Annotated in this window: 18 protein-coding genes; 15 read left to right on the forward strand and 3 right to left on the reverse strand. The window is 37.6% G+C overall.

The genetic code is table 11. The annotated features are described in order from the left end of the window. The first annotated feature begins 186 nt into the window (after window positions 1–186). From ACPF63_RS12625 to ACPF63_RS12660, 8 genes are all read left to right on the forward strand, one after another. Entirely contained in the window at window positions 187–1,374 is a 1,188-nt protein-coding gene (locus tag ACPF63_RS12625; RefSeq protein ID WP_426480145.1) for an FAD-dependent oxidoreductase, read from the forward strand. Window positions 1,375–1,388: 14 nt separating this feature from the next. Further along, the gene (locus ACPF63_RS12630; protein ID WP_426480146.1) at window positions 1,389–3,158 is read left to right on the forward strand and encodes a flavin monoamine oxidase family protein; all 1,770 of its coding nucleotides are present in this window, start codon (window positions 1,389–1,391) and stop codon (window positions 3,156–3,158) included. Between the two features lie 293 nt (window positions 3,159–3,451). Further along, entirely contained in the window at window positions 3,452–4,273 is an 822-nt protein-coding gene (gene panB / locus ACPF63_RS12635) for a 3-methyl-2-oxobutanoate hydroxymethyltransferase (protein ID WP_426480147.1), read from the forward strand. Window positions 4,274–4,290: 17 nt separating this feature from the next. Beyond that, on the forward strand, window positions 4,291–5,253 hold the full coding sequence (locus tag ACPF63_RS12640) for a bifunctional helix-turn-helix transcriptional regulator/GNAT family N-acetyltransferase (RefSeq protein ID WP_426480148.1): 963 nt from the start codon (window positions 4,291–4,293) through the stop codon (window positions 5,251–5,253). A gap of 3 nt (window positions 5,254–5,256) precedes the next feature. After that, window positions 5,257–5,667, forward strand: a complete 411-nt coding sequence (locus ACPF63_RS12645; RefSeq protein ID WP_426480149.1) for a DUF2000 family protein — start codon at window positions 5,257–5,259, stop codon at window positions 5,665–5,667. A 12-nt stretch (window positions 5,668–5,679) separates the two neighbouring features. After that, complete coding sequence (locus ACPF63_RS12650; protein WP_426480150.1) at window positions 5,680–6,081, forward strand: PaaI family thioesterase; 402 nt, start codon at window positions 5,680–5,682, stop codon at window positions 6,079–6,081. Between the two features lie 293 nt (window positions 6,082–6,374). Further along, window positions 6,375–7,514: a vWA domain-containing protein gene (locus ACPF63_RS12655; protein WP_426480151.1), complete on the forward strand. Its 1,140-nt coding sequence runs from the start codon at window positions 6,375–6,377 to the stop codon at window positions 7,512–7,514. A 69-nt stretch (window positions 7,515–7,583) separates the two neighbouring features. After that, window positions 7,584–9,038, forward strand: a complete 1,455-nt coding sequence (locus ACPF63_RS12660; protein WP_426480152.1) for a sigma 54-interacting transcriptional regulator — start codon at window positions 7,584–7,586, stop codon at window positions 9,036–9,038. Window positions 9,039–9,196: 158 nt separating this feature from the next. Here ACPF63_RS12660 and ACPF63_RS12665 read toward each other — a convergent pair whose 3' ends face one another. Together ACPF63_RS12665 and ACPF63_RS12670 are read right to left on the reverse strand one after the other, a co-directional pair. Then, the gene (locus ACPF63_RS12665) at window positions 9,197–9,604 is read right to left on the reverse strand and encodes a YybH family protein (protein ID WP_426480153.1); all 408 of its coding nucleotides are present in this window, start codon (window positions 9,602–9,604) and stop codon (window positions 9,197–9,199) included. Beyond that, window positions 9,604–9,852, reverse strand: coding sequence for a hypothetical protein (locus ACPF63_RS12670; RefSeq protein ID WP_426480154.1), 249 nt, complete (start codon window positions 9,850–9,852; stop codon window positions 9,604–9,606). Before ACPF63_RS12670 ends, ACPF63_RS12665 begins: the two co-directional genes overlap by 1 nt. 166 nt (window positions 9,853–10,018) lie before the next feature. On the opposite strand from ACPF63_RS12670, the gene ACPF63_RS12675 reads away from it, so the two are divergent. From ACPF63_RS12675 to arsB, 7 genes are all read left to right on the forward strand, one after another. Continuing rightward, window positions 10,019–10,843: an AraC family transcriptional regulator gene (locus ACPF63_RS12675; RefSeq protein ID WP_426480155.1), complete on the forward strand. Its 825-nt coding sequence runs from the start codon at window positions 10,019–10,021 to the stop codon at window positions 10,841–10,843. Window positions 10,844–10,912: 69 nt separating this feature from the next. Beyond that, window positions 10,913–12,034: an agmatine deiminase family protein gene (locus ACPF63_RS12680; protein ID WP_426480156.1), complete on the forward strand. Its 1,122-nt coding sequence runs from the start codon at window positions 10,913–10,915 to the stop codon at window positions 12,032–12,034. A gap of 200 nt (window positions 12,035–12,234) precedes the next feature. Then, window positions 12,235–13,179: an MBL fold metallo-hydrolase gene (locus ACPF63_RS12685; RefSeq protein ID WP_426480157.1), complete on the forward strand. Its 945-nt coding sequence runs from the start codon at window positions 12,235–12,237 to the stop codon at window positions 13,177–13,179. A 182-nt stretch (window positions 13,180–13,361) separates the two neighbouring features. Next, window positions 13,362–13,691 (forward strand): ArsR/SmtB family transcription factor, encoded by a 330-nt coding sequence (locus ACPF63_RS12690; RefSeq protein ID WP_047384082.1) that lies wholly within the window; start codon window positions 13,362–13,364, stop codon window positions 13,689–13,691. Between the two features lie 62 nt (window positions 13,692–13,753). Beyond that, on the forward strand, window positions 13,754–14,227 hold the full coding sequence (locus ACPF63_RS12695; RefSeq protein WP_077414806.1) for a DUF6428 family protein: 474 nt from the start codon (window positions 13,754–13,756) through the stop codon (window positions 14,225–14,227). Between the two features lie 22 nt (window positions 14,228–14,249). Further along, complete coding sequence (locus ACPF63_RS12700) at window positions 14,250–14,861, forward strand: protein-tyrosine-phosphatase (protein ID WP_077414808.1); 612 nt, start codon at window positions 14,250–14,252, stop codon at window positions 14,859–14,861. A 2-nt stretch (window positions 14,862–14,863) separates the two neighbouring features. After that, window positions 14,864–15,898: an ACR3 family arsenite efflux transporter gene (gene arsB / locus ACPF63_RS12705; RefSeq protein ID WP_426480158.1), complete on the forward strand. Its 1,035-nt coding sequence runs from the start codon at window positions 14,864–14,866 to the stop codon at window positions 15,896–15,898. A 96-nt stretch (window positions 15,899–15,994) separates the two neighbouring features. Here arsB and ACPF63_RS12710 read toward each other — a convergent pair whose 3' ends face one another. Next, a complete protein-coding gene (locus ACPF63_RS12710; RefSeq protein ID WP_426480159.1) occupies window positions 15,995–16,657 on the reverse strand; it encodes a hypothetical protein in 663 nt (220 codons plus the stop codon). Between the last annotated feature and the right edge of the window lie 25 nt (window positions 16,658–16,682).

Consider the following 16,682-nt stretch of genomic DNA (forward strand, 5'->3'; position numbering starts at 1 on the left):
ACAATATTCAATGGAAAACCAGAATATGCACATGTACCGGCAGATTCGTCTCTATACTTAATCTATCGCAGCAGATGGGACACAGAGATTATTGAAGATCAGTAGTGGTGGTACATTCCTTCATTTTGATGTCTTTACTTTTCTGTATCTCTTCAATACGATTATAAAAAATAAAAACAATAACCTATGATTACAGAAAACTACGACGTAATTGTCATTGGCGGAGGAGCAATAGGCCTTGCAACGGCCTATCACCTCGGCCAGCGCCAGGCCAAGACGTTGGTATTGGAACAATACACCTTTGTGAATCAGCTGGGCAGCTCTGCAGGGGTATCCCGTCAGTTCCGGATTCCCTATCCGGATGAATATATGGTACAAATGGCTTTGGACTCCCAACCGTATTGGGATGAGCTTCAAAAAAAGACTGATACCCAATTGCTCGATAAAATAGGTACCCTCTGGTTTGGAGATCCTGAAGTACATTCTACCGAAGGAAATATTGCTGAAGCAGAGAAAGCTTTAGAAGCTTTAGGTGTTCCCTATACAAACTTAACTTCAAAGCAAATTGAAGAGCAGTATCATTTCAAAAACCTGCCGGACAATTATGTAGGCCTGTTTCAGCCTGATGGAGCCAGCATTAATTTTAAAGCAACTATTGAAACACTTCTAAGTCTTTGCCAGAAAGAAGAAACCGTAGAACTCAGAGAAGATTCTCCTGTGCTTGAGATCAAACAAAATGGTGAACTTTTTGAGCTTACCACTCCCAACGGAATTTATATCGCCAAAAAACTGGCCATTATTCCCGGACCATATATAAACAGTGTTATCAACCTACTTGATTTTAAAATAGAAGCTACCTACTGGAATATGTCTTCTGCTTATTTCAAAAAGACTGATCCTGCAATACAATATCCAACCTGGTTTGTGTTCCAGAATGCAACGGGAGATAACGGCAATCAGTTTTACGGTTTTCCTTCTGTTGAATGGGACCATCCGGAATATATCCGCGTAGCACCGGATTTTGTCATCGAGCCTTTGGAGGAACCCAATGACAGAACATTGATTCCGAACCCGAAGGAACTCGCCTATACTTCCCAATGGATACAAAACCATATGACGGGTCTGAATATTGAACCGGAATATACTTCAACATGTCTTATCGCTTTGAGCACAATTCCCAATAAAGAATTACTGATTGATTTTGCTCCTTCTTATGTCCCCAATCATAAAAACATTGTGATTTATGCCACAGGATGGGCCGCAAAATTCACCCCTTTCTTAGGTAAAATCATGTCTGATCTCGCATTAGACGGACATACCGATTTTGACATTACTCCATTCCGATTAGGATATAAATATTTCTTAGCACTTTAAAAAATTATAAAACCATGAATCAAAAAAACGTAAATAAAGATACACCGCTGTATCCGGGAATGCAGCCCGATCTGAAAGTAGAAGTAGCCATTATTGGTGCCGGAACTTCCGGACTCTATACAGCTTTCCGTTTGGTAACCGATAATAAGTATAAGGCTCACGAAGTACAGGTCTTCGATATGAGTAACAGATTGGGCGGAAGACTGGAATCCGTAGTCATGCCGGGAATGAATTTCTGGGGTGAGCTTGGAGGAATGCGCTACCTGACTTCTCAGGAAATTGTAACCACATTGATAGAGGGTTATCCATTGAAAGAGGATCCGAGCAAAAGAACACCTGTATTAAAAGATAAGATGACCCCTGTTGAGTTCCCTATGGGTGAACCGGAAAAACTTCTGATGTACATCAGAAAAGAACGTTTCAAACAAAATGCATGGACAGAAGAACAGAAACACGATAACAAACTGATTACCCGTTATTATCTGAATGAAGGGGATGAAGGCTTCAGCTCTGACCAGCTATTTAATAAAATCATTTACAATGTTTTAATGTCGGATCCATGGGTAGTAGAAAACTATAAAGAATTAATCATTGAAGATCCTAACGGTTATGATTACTCTTTCCAGCTGACCAGCAGAGATTGGGATGCCATCAAACCAAGGATGGTTTACAATTTCCCGGGTTCTCCTTATGACAAACGTCTGGTAAATGATATCGGTTTCTGGAATTTAATCAAGGACCAGGTTTCTCAGGAAGGTTATGAGTTTTTGGCCAATGCCGGAGGATATTATTCAAATACCATCAACTGGAATTCTGCTGAGGCATTTCCGTATATGGTAGGAGATTTTTCTGCCGACACTACCTACAAAACGATTGAAGAAGGCTACGACAGCATTGCTTATGCAATTGCGAATGCTTATATGGAATATGAAGGAGCACGCATCTGGTCTGAAAATAAGCTGATTACCTTCACCAAAGACCACCATTTGATCCATACTCATAAATATGAACTTACTTTCCTGAATATACAAAGCAATACAACGTGGAAAGTATATGCCAATTCCATAGTATTGGGTATGCCAAGAAAATCTCTTGAACTGTTGGATCAGAATAATTTCTTTTTCGATGCTAACAGACATCAGAAACTGAATGAAAATATCCGTTCTATAATTATGGAGCCTGCATTTAAAATCCTGATGGGCTTTGACCGTCCTTGGTGGAGAGATCTTGATATTTATTCCGGGCATTCTATTACGGACTTACCTATGAGACAGTGCTACTATTTCGGTACTGATGCTGAGAATAATAATTCAATGCTGCTGGGAAGTTACGGTGATATGGAAACGGAAACTTTCTGGAAAGCGCTTTCTGATGACAAAGTTCTTTTCAAAGTAAGAGCGAACAAGTCTACATCCATGGAAGAATTACACAAATTTGATGATGTTCAGGCCACTGAGTTCATGGTCAACGAATTGATAAACCAATTGAAAGAATTGCATGGTATAGATATTCCACAACCTTATATAACCTATTTCAGAGACTGGACAGACGATCCTTATGGCGCAGGATATCATGCCTGGAAAGCAGGTTTCTCAGTGAAAGATGTCATGCCTTATATGAGAAAACCACTGATGGATGAGCAAATCCACATTATCGGGGAAGCCTATTCTGATCAGCAAGGCTGGGTGGAAGGCGCCTTCTGTGAAGCGGAAAAAATGCTTCAGACCCATTTTAAATTAGACTGGCCGTACTGGCTGGATCATGAATATTATTTAGGATGGTAACCTTGAATATATAATAATAATAATAATAATAATAAGTAAGATGATGTGTATCAATAAAGCTCCGGATTATTTCGGAGCTTTATTATTCCTGTATTTACAGTAAATTATTGCCCAGACAATCTTCTGTGGGATCTTTTTATGACATTATTTTAAATACAATTAATAATTTTAATTCAATACATTCATCTTGGTAATTATTAATTCATTACATTTGCATAACTGGTTATATAATTAGTTATTTTGTAATGCTTATATAAAGTACAGGAACTTAGTGTAAAACAAAAAACATAAAAATGTCAGTTCATAAAAAAGAAGATAAGAAAAAGATTACCACGCTTCAATTAAAAAAAATGAAGGAGAAAGGCGAAAAAATAAGTGTTTTGACGGCTTATGATTATACGACTGCGAAGATCATTAATGAAGCAGGAATTGATGTAATCATTGTGGGAGATAGTGCATCCAATACAATGATCGGAAATCCAACGACATTAAGCATCACCTTAGACCAAATGATCTATTATACAAAATCAGTAGTGAATGGTAGCAAAAGAGCGTTGGTGATCGCTGATATGCCATTTGGAACTGTATCTGGAAATCCCATGAAATCTCTTGATGCAGCTATCCGCATGATGCAGGAAACTGGTGCAGATGCTATTAAGATTGAAGGTGGAGCAGAAATCAGGGAGGATGTAAAAAAAATAATTGATGCCGGTATTCCTGTAATGGCTCATTTAGGGTTAATGCCTCAATCTATCAATAAATATGGAACGTATGCTGTAAGAGGAAAAGATGAAGACGAAGCAAAAAAACTGATAGAAGATTGCCATTTAATGGAAGAATTAGGAGCATTTGGAATACTGCTTGAAAAAATACCTGCTGATCTTGCTACTCAAATTTCTCAACAAATATCTATCCCAACAATAGGAATCGGTGCGGGTGTAGGCACAGACGGACAGGTATTGGTTATACAGGATGTAATGGGAATGAACAAAGATTTTTCACCCAAATTTTTAAGGCGTTACGCAGACCTGTATACCGTAATGACAGAAGCTGCACAGCATTATATAGATGATGTAAAAACAATGAATTTCCCCGCCAAAACTGAGAGTTATTAATAAAAAAATCTTGAAATATGGACTTATTCAACAGAACAGGTAAAATGGCGTTAGGCAGCAGGCTCCGTTTGCTGACAGCAAAAGTGACCGAAGATGCCACTAAAATTTATGAGTTGTATAATGTAGAAAACTTTTCGCCCAAATGGTTTCCTGTATTTTTTGTATTGCATGAAGAAAGCAATCAAACCATTACTGAGATTGCCGAACAAATTGGACACTCTCAACCTTCAGTAACAAAAATTATCAAGGAAATGCTGAAGGCAGGATTGGTTGAGGATAACCTTAAATCAAGTGATAAGAGAAGAAATATCGTAGGCTTAACTGCGGAAGGTAAACAACTCGCAGAGAGAATGGTAACAATACAATGTGCAGATATAGATCTTGCTATTGACCGGATTATTGAAGAAGCTACACATAATCTCTGGGAAGCCCTTGCAGAATGGGAGCACCTTTTTGAACAGAAATCCCTGCTTTCCAGAGTAAAAGAACAGAAAAAGGCTCGCGAAAGTAAAAATGTAAAGATCGTTGATTATGATCCGAAATACCAATCTGCATTCAAAGCACTTAATGAAGAGTGGATCTCTGCTTATTTTGTAATGGAAGATGCCGATTATAAGGCATTGGATAATCCTGAAGAATACATTTTAAATAAAGGAGGAAAGATTCTTGTCGCACTCTATAATGATGAACCGCTTGGGGTCTGCGCTCTTATCAAAATGGATGATCCTGATTATGATTTTGAGCTGGCAAAAATGGCCGTTTCCCCAAAGGCACAGGGAAAAAATATAGGCTGGCTGCTGGGACAGGCAATCATCAGCAAAGCAAAAGATTCCGGAGCATCAAAAATATATCTTGAAAGTAATACCCTACTGAAACCCGCCATTAATCTGTATTACAAACTGGGTTTCCAGAAAGTAACCGGACGGTCAACTCCCTATCAGCGCTGTAATATTCAAATGGAATTAAATGTAAACAATTAAAATATGTATGATAAAAAAGTAGCCATCGTTATCAAAGACGACCTGTTACCATGGCAAAAACTTAATGTTGTTTCTTTTTTGGCCGGAAGTATTGCAATCGAATTTCCGGAAACCCACGGTGATAAATTCGTGACAGCTGACCATGAGGAATTTCTGCCTTTTATAAAGCACCCTACCCTTGTCTATAAAGCAGACAGTACAGAAAAGCTTCAAAGGGCATTCCACCGCTCAAGAGACCGTGAGCTGGCCATTGGAATTTATACCCGACAGCTCTTTGATACAAGATCTGGTGAAGAAAATATTCTTGAAATAGCAAAACATACTTCAGATAATCTGGATCTGGTTGGTATTATCATGTATGGCGAAAATAAAAAGGTAGATAAAGCTTTGGATGGACTAAAATATCATGAATAAAAACCAATCATTATGTACGATAGAATAAAACAGAGTTTTGACAAACAGGGGATCATGAAAACAATTGGTGCCCAATTAGAAGAAGTACAACAAGGACAGGCTAAAATTACCTGCAAGTTTTCTGAACATCTGACCCAGCACAACGGTTTTTTTCATGCAGGCGTTCTGACAACCATTGTAGACAGTGCCTGCGGATATGCCGCTCTAACAACGATGCCCGAAAATTCCAATGTACTGACAGTAGAATTCAAAGTTAATTTTATGAAACCTGCCAATACAGATAAACTTGTGGCCATTGGAAAAGTTCTGCAGACAGGAAGAACACTTACCATTTGTGAGGGTTATGTCTATGATCAAAAAGAGGAAAAGCTCATTGCAAAAATGACAGCCACCATGATAGCCATCTATTCATAAAAATCAATTTTCTCCAATAATTTAAAATGTACAAATCTTTATTTGTACATTTTTTAATATCAATCTATGGTAAAGAATACTTTAGATTTTATTACAACAATACGTTATTATATTCTTATTCCATATCACCACCATTAGTTTTTTCTATTTCTCTGGAGGAATCTTCAAGTGATATTTTCTTAACTTTTCAGTTTGAAACAAAGTAAAGGTATACAGAATACTTCAGGCAGTTTCATTGTATGATCAACTGAAATATTCAAAACCCAATAACAGCAAAACAGCTTCATCATCTTATGACAGATAAAAATTTTAATCCTCAGAAAGGCTTTATATTCAGTAAACATGTGCCGGAGGAAATATCACATTTTGACCGGGTCTTTGATGTTTTCAAAGATTTGCTCACCCATACCTCCGGAGATCTTGAGGAAGCCTTTGAATGGCTTGATATGCTAGATAAGGAATATGACATTTTCGACGAGGAATACACCCTTCAGGATTTTGAAGAAGATTTGAAAAAAAGAGGTTATATCAAAGAGGAAGATCCTGAAGAAGGCAATACCGGAAGTGGAAAAGGTAAAAATATATTAACTCCAAAACTGGAAGCTGCCCTTCGTGAATATGCTTTAGATCAAATATTTGGAAAGCTGAAGAAAAACGGAGCAGGAAATCACCGCACCAGCAAAACAGGAATTGGTGACGAACGCGATGGTGAAAACCGTTCCTTCCAATATGGAGACGATCTAACAGCTGTGAACATGACTGAAAGCTTAAAAAATGCCCAGATCAATAACGGAATTTCAGACCTGCGTCTTACGGAAGACGATCTCATTGTAGAAGAAACCAAACATAAGGCACAAATGAGTACCGTCCTCATGATCGACATCAGCCACTCTATGATCTTATATGGTGAGGACCGTATTACACCAGCGAAAAAGGTTGCCATGGCACTTGTAGAACTGATTAAACGGAAATACCCCAAAGATTCCATTGATATCATCGTTTTTGGAAATGAAGCATGGCCCATCAAAATCAAAGACCTTCCCTATTTAAAAGTAGGGCCTTACCATACCAATACTGTAGCCGGTCTGGAGCTGGCAATGGATATTCTCCGCAGAAAAAGAAATACCAACAAACAGATTTTTATGATCACCGACGGAAAACCGAGCTGCATTCAGCTGCCCAGCGGTGAGTTTTATATGAACAGTTTTGGTCTGGATGAAAAGATTGTTACCCAATGTCTCAACAGAGCAGCACAGGCCAGAAAATTGAAAATCCCCATCACTACTTTTATGATTGCCCAGGACCCCTATCTGCGTCAGTTTGTAGAAGAGTTTACCGCTCAAAACAAAGGAAAAGCATTTCTGACAGGGCTATCAGGTTTAGGACAAATGATCTTCGAGGATTACGAAAAAAACAGAATAAGAAGAATATAGAGGTCGGATTTCAGACCTCATCAAAGCATTACAAGAAAAATCTTACCAGATAATTAGCAGTACAAGAAAATGAAAAACGATATTACATTCAAAGAATTAAAAGATTCCGGTTATACCCATAAAACGATTAATGAGGAAATCCAGGCGAACCTGATTACCAGGATTAAAGCTAAAGAACCTGTATTTGAAGGACTTTGGGGATATGAAGACACGGTGGTTCCCCAATTGAAAAAAGCCATTCTTGCCGGCCACCACATCAATTTATTGGGATTACGCGGACAGGCAAAAACAAAAATCGCAAGAAGCATGGTCAATCTGCTTGATGAGTATATGCCTATTGTAAAAGGCTCTGAGATCAATGACAGCCCATTCCTGCCCATTTCAAAATTTGCCAAAGATCTCATTGCAGAACTGGGTGATGAAACTCCGATTTCATGGGTACACCGCTCCCATCGTTTCTATGAAAAATTAGCAACTCCGGATGTGAATGTGGCTGATTTAATTGGAGATATAGACCCCATCAAAGCGGCTACTTTAAAATTACCTTATTCCGACGAACGTGTTTTGCATTACGGAATGATCCCACGTGCCAACCGTTCTATTTTTGTTTTAAATGAACTTCCGGATTTACAGGCACGCATCCAGGTTTCCCTGTTTAATATTTTGCAGGAAGGTGATATTCAGATCCGCGGTTTCCAGCTGAGAATGCCTCTTGATATTCAGTTTGTTTTCACAGCCAATCCGGAAGATTATACCAACAGAGGAAGTATTGTAACGCCATTGAAAGACAGAATAGGGTCTCAGATTTTCACCCACTATCCAAAAACTATAGCGCTTGCAAGACAGATTACAGAGCAGGAAGCATTGATTTCTGCTGAAGATAAAGCACAGATACAGATTCCTGACCTGGCGAAAGATCTTTTAGAGGAAGTCGCTTTTGCAGCACGCATCAGTGAATATGTAGATGCAAAAAGTGGTGTGAGTGCCCGTCTGACCATCAGCGCTATGGAAAACTTAATTGCAGCCGCTAAATTACGTTTGATTGAATCCGGAGCTGAGCGAACCACTGTCCGTCTGCTTGATTTTATGTCGATCATTCCATCCATCACAGGAAAAATTGAACTGGTTTACGAAGGAGAACAGGAAGGCGCTGATTATGTTGCCAAAATATTAATTGACAAAGCGGTGATGACCCAATTTGAAAGTCTCTTCCCGCGTATCTCCAAACTGGAAAAAGAAGGGATCAAAACACCTTATACCGACCTGATCAGATGGTTTAATAAAAATCATCTGGAGCTTAATTATAATGATACCGATGAAGAGTTTTATTCTAAACTCGATAAGATCGCTCCTCTGGCAGCCGTGGTGGAAGAAAATACGTCTGAACTGAGTCCGGAAGATCAGAATTTCTGTAAAGAATTAGTATTGTGGGCATTGACTATCAGCAATAAAATTGATAAGTCTGAAAATCAAAATGCCTTTACTTTTGATTCACCTGGAATTGGTCAGTTTTTACGCAATTAAAAATCAGTATCCAATAGATTAAATATAAAAACCTTCAGAACTGATCTGAAGGTTTTTTATTTTGTTTCTGAAAGACTTTGTCCCAACCCTTGTCAAGGTTTGAAATCAGGAATTAAAAAGCCTCATAAATTTGATTCTTAATAAGATTATTTTTGGCTTTATACCATATTATCATTTTTAAGTATAGCAGCTCCAAAAGGATTGTCAACCAGCCACAGCCACTCCCCGTTTTCATTTCTTTTCATAATGCACGAAGTATGACCGGTCATGTGTATAGAATGTCCATTCGGAGCAATTCCTGTCATTTCCCACTGATCAAGCCACATCGCAAGATCATTCACAACGGTCACATGGGGTACTTCTCCCTGAATATCCAGCTGTAACCTGCAGATTTCATTCATTGCCAACTCTATCTGGTCAAGACCTCTCAGCTCCTTCCCCTCTCTGTCTATGTAGACTGCTTCAGAGTGAAAACAGCTTAATGCTCCTGCAACATCTCCGTTTTTTATACAATCGCGGAAATAGGCTACTGCACCAGCTTCTGTTTTTCTGTTAAAATCTCCCATTACTTCAGATTTCGGAATTCTATTTCCTTTTTCAATGCTTTCTTATCTTTATTCCAGCTGTTAGCTACAAAAAAAGCAAAAATGATGGGTAAAAAAGTCATTAAACCGAGACCATGGGTTATCGTACTATAAATAGCAATACCCGCCAATACTCCCAAAATTACAGCATTGACAGTATTTCTGGTTTCAATTGCTCTTTTTTTTCCTATAAGTTCCTGATTGGTTAATTGTGATAAATCTTTTTCCATAATTCATTTAAGTTTTTTGGTTGGTTTTGGCTTTTAAAATGGCAAAAATTTTTATGCTGAAATTTATTTTTACCGAAAGCTAAAATACAATATTGCTAAGACATTTTTTTATTTCTTTTATTTGTAAATTATTTCCAGCTGTTTATTTCTGAAAATTTCAAAGCTTATGGAAGACAACCTGAATTCTATTTACAGAGTTATCAATTTCATGGAAAAGAATTATGACCGGCCTGTTTCTGTAAAGGAACTGGAAGATATCTCCCATTATTCTTACCGGAATATCCAGCGTATTTTTAAGTACAGCTGCGGAGAAACAATAGGTGCTTTTCAGCAAAGATTAAAGGTAGAAAATGCTTATAAACGGATTCTTTATACCCAGGAAAATCTCACCTCTATTGCTATTGAAGTAGGTTTTTCCAATATCGCTTCTTTTTCCAAAGCTTTTAAACAGCACTTCGGGATTTCTCCGAAAACAGCAAGATTAAGTAAGGAAAAACTTTTGTGCGAATACGAGATCATTCCGATAACATCTGATGAACTGCTGGAGCCGGAGATTGTCTATCTTAAATCATTGCAGGTATACTATCAGAGTATTAAAACCTATTATAACAACGAAGAAATTGAAGTACTGTGGGAAAAATTTATGGAAAATAAGTTTCCCGATTCCGGAACAGAATATTTTGGCGTAATAGCAGACGAACCCTTGATTAAAACGGAAATCAACTGCCGGTATGATGCATGTTCTTCTGTACAGTCTATCAACAAAAAGCTTCCTTCAAAAACAATATTCGGAGGGAAATATGCCCGCTTTACCCATACAGGCAGCTATGAAACAATAGACGAAACATATACTAAAATCTATTCCCGCTGGATTTTTAATTCCGGTCTTGAATTTTCACACGCTCCTATCATAGAAAAGTACGAAAGACATGCTGACAATGAAGATAAACAGGAAAATCAGTTAACTTATATTTTACTGCCTTTGAAGTAAGTTGTCAATTTGGGACAAGTTTTCACATTTTTATCGATCTAATTTTGCCCTGTTAAAAATCAACCAATTATGCAAAAAAAGAAAATCATGTCACTGTTATTACCAGCTATTTTACTTTCCTGCTCTCAGACACAATTACCAGAACCTCCAGATACAACAAATGCCGGTGCTGCTGTTTACAAAATGCCTGAAGAATCTGCTCCACACGAAGGAACATGGCTTCAATGGCCTCACCATTATCAGTATGGAACGACTTACCGTAACCGATTGGATGCAACCTGGGTAGCAATGACCAAAGAACTTGTACAAAGTGAAAAAGTTCATATCATTGCTTACGACAGTATAGAAAAAGCTCGTATCACAGGGTTATTAAACAATTCAGGAGTTCCTCTTACCAATATCAATTTCAAGCTTTATCAGACAGATGATTTTTGGGTAAGAGATAATGGCCCCATTTATGTAAAGGATCAAAATGGCCAGCTATACATTCAGGACTGGGGATTTAACGGCTGGGGTAACAAAGCCGATTACAGCAGATGTAATGCAATTCCTTCAAAAATAGCGGCAGACACCAATATACCTAAAATCAACCTCAATTCTGTGATGATCAATGAAGGCGGAAGTGTAGAAATTGACGGAAACGGAGTATTGATGGCCTGTAAAAGTTCCATCCTTAATAACAACAGAAATCCTGGGATGACGCAACAACAGGCAGAAGCTATTTTTACCAAAAACCTAGGCGTAACTAAATTTATCTGGCTGAATGGAAAAGCGGGTCTTGATATCACCGATATGCATATTGACGGTTTTGCCCGATTTGCAAATTCATCTACTATTATCACAATGAATCCTGATGATCTTAACTACTGGCAGGTTCCTGACGGCGACATTGATAAATTATATGATGCTACTGCAAAAAATGGTTCTCCTTACCAGTTTGTAAAAGTTCCGTTAACAAGAAATGATGTGATAACCACTTACGGAAAAAATGTAGGCCGTGCTTCTTACATCAATTATTACATCGCAAACAACCGCGTATTGGTCCCTAATTATAATGATCCGAATGATGCCGTTGCCAACAATATTATCCAACAGCTGTATCCCGGTAAACAGGTTGTTGGAATAGACTGCCGTAATTTATTTGCCAATGGCGGAATGGTACATTGTGTAACGCAGCAGCAACCGCAATAAAATAATTTTCCAAATAGAAAAAGTCTGCCGATTGTTCGGCGGGCTTTATTCATTTATAAGACAAAATATTATCTAGTCAGATTTTAAAATACTTACCCGAATTATGCTCTATTTGTTAATACAACTGAAAGGCAGTCGCCAAAAAATAACGTAAATTTGCTCTGTCCATCAAGTAAAGGATGGTTTCCAGTGTAAGTATTATGAAAAAAACAGCAGTTTCTTTATTAGCTCTTCTTCTGAATATTATTTGCCATGCACAAAATTTTGATGTCATTCCCTTAGGGATTTATGGTGGAGAGCAGGAAGACAATTTATCAGCCTATCTGGTAGGCGCTCCGAAAGACAATGCATTTCTCTGCCTTGATGCCGGTACTGTAAATGCAGGAATACGAAAAGCTATTCAACTGAAAAGTCTTGACGGATCCGCAGAAACAGTTCTCAAGGATCAGATAAAAGGATATTTTGTATCCCATGGTCATTTGGATCATTTATCAGGGCTTATCATCAATTCTCCGGCAGATTCTAAAAAGGATATTTTCGCTATAGCTCCGGTAATTCAGATTTTACAAAATCATTATTTCATCACGGATACCTGGATTAATTTTGCTGATCAGGGTCAAAAACCTATCCTTGGAAAATACCATTATAATGAACTTCAGGAAGGAACTGAAATCCCGGCTTCCAAAACTCCGTTTTTTATAACAGGCTATGAACTGAGCCATGTAAATCCCTATAAAAGCAGTGCTGCACTGGTAAGAAGAGATGATCATTATCTTCTTTATCTGGGCGATACAGGTGCTGACCGCATCGAAAAGTCCGACCGTCTTGATCTCCTTTGGAATACTATCGCTCCTCTTGTTAAAAAAAGACAGCTGAACACCATATTAATAGAAGTTTCTTTCCCAAACAGCCAGCCTGAACATCTGCTGTTTGGCCACCTTACTCCTAATCTGTTGATTGAAGAATTAAGCAAACTGAAAGAAAAGACAGGACAAAGCAGCCTTGAAAGCCTCAGTATTGTAATTACCCATAGAAAACCAACTGGTGATAACCCTGAACTTATCAAAAAGGAACTCTTGAAAAACAATCCTTTAAAAGTAAATTATATTTTCCCGGAACAAGGCAAAAAGATTAGTTTACCATAAAACAAATCAAAAGATGAAGCATATCTCTGTTTCATCTTTTTTATTTTCGACATTACAACTTATCAATAATTTTAACTAGCTACAAATCAACTACTTAAAAACAAATCACTAAAATTAATTAAGTTTTTCATGTTTATCATATTTTAATATCGTAATATTGCAATATTAAAATAAAAAAAATAATGGGAGTTACTAAAACAGAAATCTATACTGACGAACAAAACAGATTAGCTTCCCTTCTTAAAGTTTTGGGACATCCTGCCAGAATAGCTATTTTACAATATATTATTAATCAAAAGGCATGCATCTGTAATGATTTGGTTGAAGAGCTTGGTTTGGCTCAGGCTACTATCTCGCAACATTTAAAAGAGCTGAAGAATATCGGAATCATCAAAGGTTCAATTGAAGGAAAATCAGTATGCTACTGTATTAATGAAAGTACCTGGAAACAATTTCAAAACGAATTCAACCTGTTTTTTAATCAGGATGTTACGATAAAACAATGCTGTTAAGGCATTTTTTTTGAACATCATAATCGTAATATTGCAATATAACACTAATAAATTTTAATCTAATGAAACTATCCGAAATCAAAAAAATCCTTCCGACACTGGAAAATGTAGAATTTCAATTGGAAAACGGCACTTTTGTACCTGAGCATTTCCATGTAACAGAAGTAGGTCAGATTACAAAAAACTTCATCGATTGTGGCGGTGTAATCCGAAATGAAAAGGCGGTCAACTTTCAGCTATGGGATGCTGATGATTATGAACACCGTCTGAAACCGGGAAAACTGCTGCATATCATTCAACTTTCTGAAGAAAAACTGGGAATAGAAAATTCAGAAATTGAAGTAGAATATCAGGGAGAAACTATCGGTAAATATGATCTGGAATTTAACGGTAAAAATTTTGTCCTGAAAAACAAAACAACAGCCTGTCTTGCTCAGGAAGCATGCGGAATTCCTTCTGAAAAACAAAAGAAAAATCTTTCTGAATTGTCTGCAAACCCAACATCAGCTTGCAATCCGGCTTCAGGCTGCTGCTAATTAAACCTTATAAAATAGATAGATGTATCAAGAATTATTAAACACGGTTCAATCTTTACAATGGGAAAATATAGAGACCAGCAGAAAAGAGATTCTGGAACCATTGATTAGCTACATTCAGCAAAAAGTAAATGAGGGGAAAGAAGTCAATCTGAATTTTATCTGCACGCACAATTCGCGCCGTAGTCATTTGACGCAGGTTTGGGCACAGGCAGCGGCTGCTTTTTTTACGATCCCGGGAGTTCATAGCTACTCCGGAGGTACGGAAACAACGGCATTATTCCCCAAGATAGCAGAAACTTTAGCTGAGCAGGGTTTTACAGTATTCAGTATTGCAATTTCAGATAATCCCATATATGCCATAAAATATGATGACAATACCCTCCCCGTTATAGGTTTTTCAAAAAAATATGACAGTCCTTTCAATCCCGTTTCCGGATTTGCAGCAATTATGACCTGTTCGCAGGCAGATGGCGGATGTCCGTTCATCCCAGGAGCAGAAAAAAGAATTCCTATCACATTTGAAGACCCAAAAGTTTCAGACAATACCCCTGAACAAACAGGTGTATATACAAAGCGAAGCTTACAAATTGCAGAAGAAATGTTCTATGTTTTTTCTAAAATCAAAAAATAATCATGCAGCCAAGATTAAAGTTTCCGGATCGTTATCTCACGTTATGGATATTCATTGCGATGGGTTTGGGGATTTCTTTGGGACATTTGTTTCCTTCTATTCCTAACCTCATCAATTCCCAGTCTGTAGGAACTACCAATATTCCTCTGGCAATAGGGCTCATTCTTATGATGTATCCCCCATTGGCAAAGGTTGACTATTCTCTTCTGCCATTGGTATTTAAAGATAAAAAAGTAATTGGGGTTTCTTTATTGCTCAATTGGATTATTGGTCCTACTCTGATGTTCGGGCTGGCTATTCTTTTTCTAAGGCACGAGCCTGATTATATGTCGGGACTGATATTGATTGGGCTGGCAAGATGTATCGCTATGGTCATCGTCTGGAATGATCTGGCCAAAGGAAACAGAGAATATGCGGCGTTGTTGGTTGCCTTAAACAGTATCTTTCAGGTGTTTACATACAGCTTTATGGTGTGGTTATTTATTAATGTACTGCCCAGCCAATTAGGTCTGGCCAATTTCAATGTAAATGTGTCTGTGAAAGATATTACTGAAAGTGTCCTTATATACCTTGGAATTCCTTTTTTAGCGGGTTTTCTCAGTCGTTATTTTCTGATAAAATCTAAAGGAGAGGAATGGTACAACAGAATATTCATTCCAAAAATATCACCCGTTACGCTGTATGCTTTATTGTTTACAATCATACTGATGTTTAGCCTAAAAGGCTCAAAAATACTGGAACTACCTGCAGATGTAATTAAAGTAGCGCTCCCCTTGATGATTTATTTTATTCTGATGTTTTTCGTGAGTTTTATGATCAATAAGTCATTAAAAATACCTTATGATAAAAATGCATCTATAGCCTTTACAGCCACCGGAAACAATTTTGAACTGGCCATTGCTGTTGCAATCTCTGTCTTCGGAATCCATTCTCCACAGGCATTTGTAGGAGTGATTGGCCCTTTGGTAGAAGTTCCGGTACTAATACTTCTTGTAAAAGCAAGTTTATTATTAAAAAAGAAATGGTACCATGATTAATCTGGCAGGAAGAATAATAAAAGCTTCACTAAATTTGTGATGCTTTTATTATTTAATTTTTTCTAACGAGAAACATTCTCATAAATTACTGGATGATTAAATTTCACCAATAACAGGGCGGTTGCTCTTATCATTTTTTGAATTGGCATACCGGTAAACAAAATACCATGTAATAAGGATCTGAAATAGGATAACTGAAGGTAAAATGAAAGGATATCTGACAAAAGGAGCTAATGTATCCCCATGCGCCAGCATCATTGGCAGATCAAGGACATTGAATATCATAATTACCCAAAGCAATGCTTTATTTCCTTTAAAATACCACCAGCAGAATATCCCATAGGCAAGCTCAATAATGAAATTCAGAATAGGATAATCTAGAATTCCGAGTCCTAAAACCGGTTTGGCAGAAAAGGGCGAAAGCTGAATATCCTTCTCATGAAAAATCACATCAATGACAACATGAGACAGAACTCCAATAGCAAATGCCAGCGCCAGTTTTCTGTTTTTATACCCCCAGTTGATCACACAAAATGAAAGTACCGCAGCAGCAATTCCTGAAAAAATAGAATGTGAATACGGCAGAAAGTCAAGATGTACCCTACCCCCGGAAATTGAAAAGTGTTCCCAACCCAGATAGTTGAAAAATACCCAGCATACTTCTACAAGCTGTACGGAAACCAACAGCGGGAACAGTGGCAGTTTGGGGTTGTTTTTTTTAATCAACAAAGCTGTTGCAGCATGGTTAATGGCAAACATAATATTAGATTTAGATTATATAGGC

The sequence above is a fragment of the Chryseobacterium sp. R2ACT005 genome, from assembly GCF_049949215.1.
Taxonomy (GTDB): Bacteria; Bacteroidota; Bacteroidia; order Flavobacteriales; family Weeksellaceae; genus Chryseobacterium.

Bases quoted from the DNA above. Each gene is read 5' to 3' on its own strand.
- ACPF63_RS12645 (WP_426480149.1), top strand. From the start codon at position 5,257: ATGTATGATAAAAAAGTAGCCATCGTTATCAAAGACGACCTGTTACCA.
- arsB (WP_426480158.1), top strand. From the start codon at position 14,864: ATGCAGCCAAGATTAAAGTTTCCGGATCGTTATCTCACGTTATGGATA.
- ACPF63_RS12690 (WP_047384082.1), top strand. From the start codon at position 13,362: ATGGGAGTTACTAAAACAGAAATCTATACTGACGAACAAAACAGATTA.
- panB (WP_426480147.1), top strand. From the start codon at position 3,452: ATGTCAGTTCATAAAAAAGAAGATAAGAAAAAGATTACCACGCTTCAA.
- ACPF63_RS12625 (WP_426480145.1), top strand. From the start codon at position 187: ATGATTACAGAAAACTACGACGTAATTGTCATTGGCGGAGGAGCAATA.
- ACPF63_RS12655 (WP_426480151.1), top strand. From the start codon at position 6,375: ATGACAGATAAAAATTTTAATCCTCAGAAAGGCTTTATATTCAGTAAA.
- ACPF63_RS12685 (WP_426480157.1), top strand. From the start codon at position 12,235: ATGAAAAAAACAGCAGTTTCTTTATTAGCTCTTCTTCTGAATATTATT.
- ACPF63_RS12665 (WP_426480153.1), bottom strand. From the start codon at position 9,604: ATGGGAGATTTTAACAGAAAAACAGAAGCTGGTGCAGTAGCCTATTTC.
- ACPF63_RS12670 (WP_426480154.1), bottom strand. From the start codon at position 9,852: ATGGAAAAAGATTTATCACAATTAACCAATCAGGAACTTATAGGAAAA.
- ACPF63_RS12680 (WP_426480156.1), top strand. From the start codon at position 10,913: ATGCAAAAAAAGAAAATCATGTCACTGTTATTACCAGCTATTTTACTT.
- ACPF63_RS12675 (WP_426480155.1), top strand. From the start codon at position 10,019: ATGGAAGACAACCTGAATTCTATTTACAGAGTTATCAATTTCATGGAA.
- ACPF63_RS12660 (WP_426480152.1), top strand. From the start codon at position 7,584: ATGAAAAACGATATTACATTCAAAGAATTAAAAGATTCCGGTTATACC.
- ACPF63_RS12630 (WP_426480146.1), top strand. From the start codon at position 1,389: ATGAATCAAAAAAACGTAAATAAAGATACACCGCTGTATCCGGGAATG.
- ACPF63_RS12710 (WP_426480159.1), bottom strand. From the start codon at position 16,657: ATGTTTGCCATTAACCATGCTGCAACAGCTTTGTTGATTAAAAAAAAC.
- ACPF63_RS12695 (WP_077414806.1), top strand. From the start codon at position 13,754: ATGAAACTATCCGAAATCAAAAAAATCCTTCCGACACTGGAAAATGTA.
- ACPF63_RS12640 (WP_426480148.1), top strand. From the start codon at position 4,291: ATGGACTTATTCAACAGAACAGGTAAAATGGCGTTAGGCAGCAGGCTC.
- ACPF63_RS12700 (WP_077414808.1), top strand. From the start codon at position 14,250: ATGTATCAAGAATTATTAAACACGGTTCAATCTTTACAATGGGAAAAT.
- ACPF63_RS12650 (WP_426480150.1), top strand. From the start codon at position 5,680: ATGTACGATAGAATAAAACAGAGTTTTGACAAACAGGGGATCATGAAA.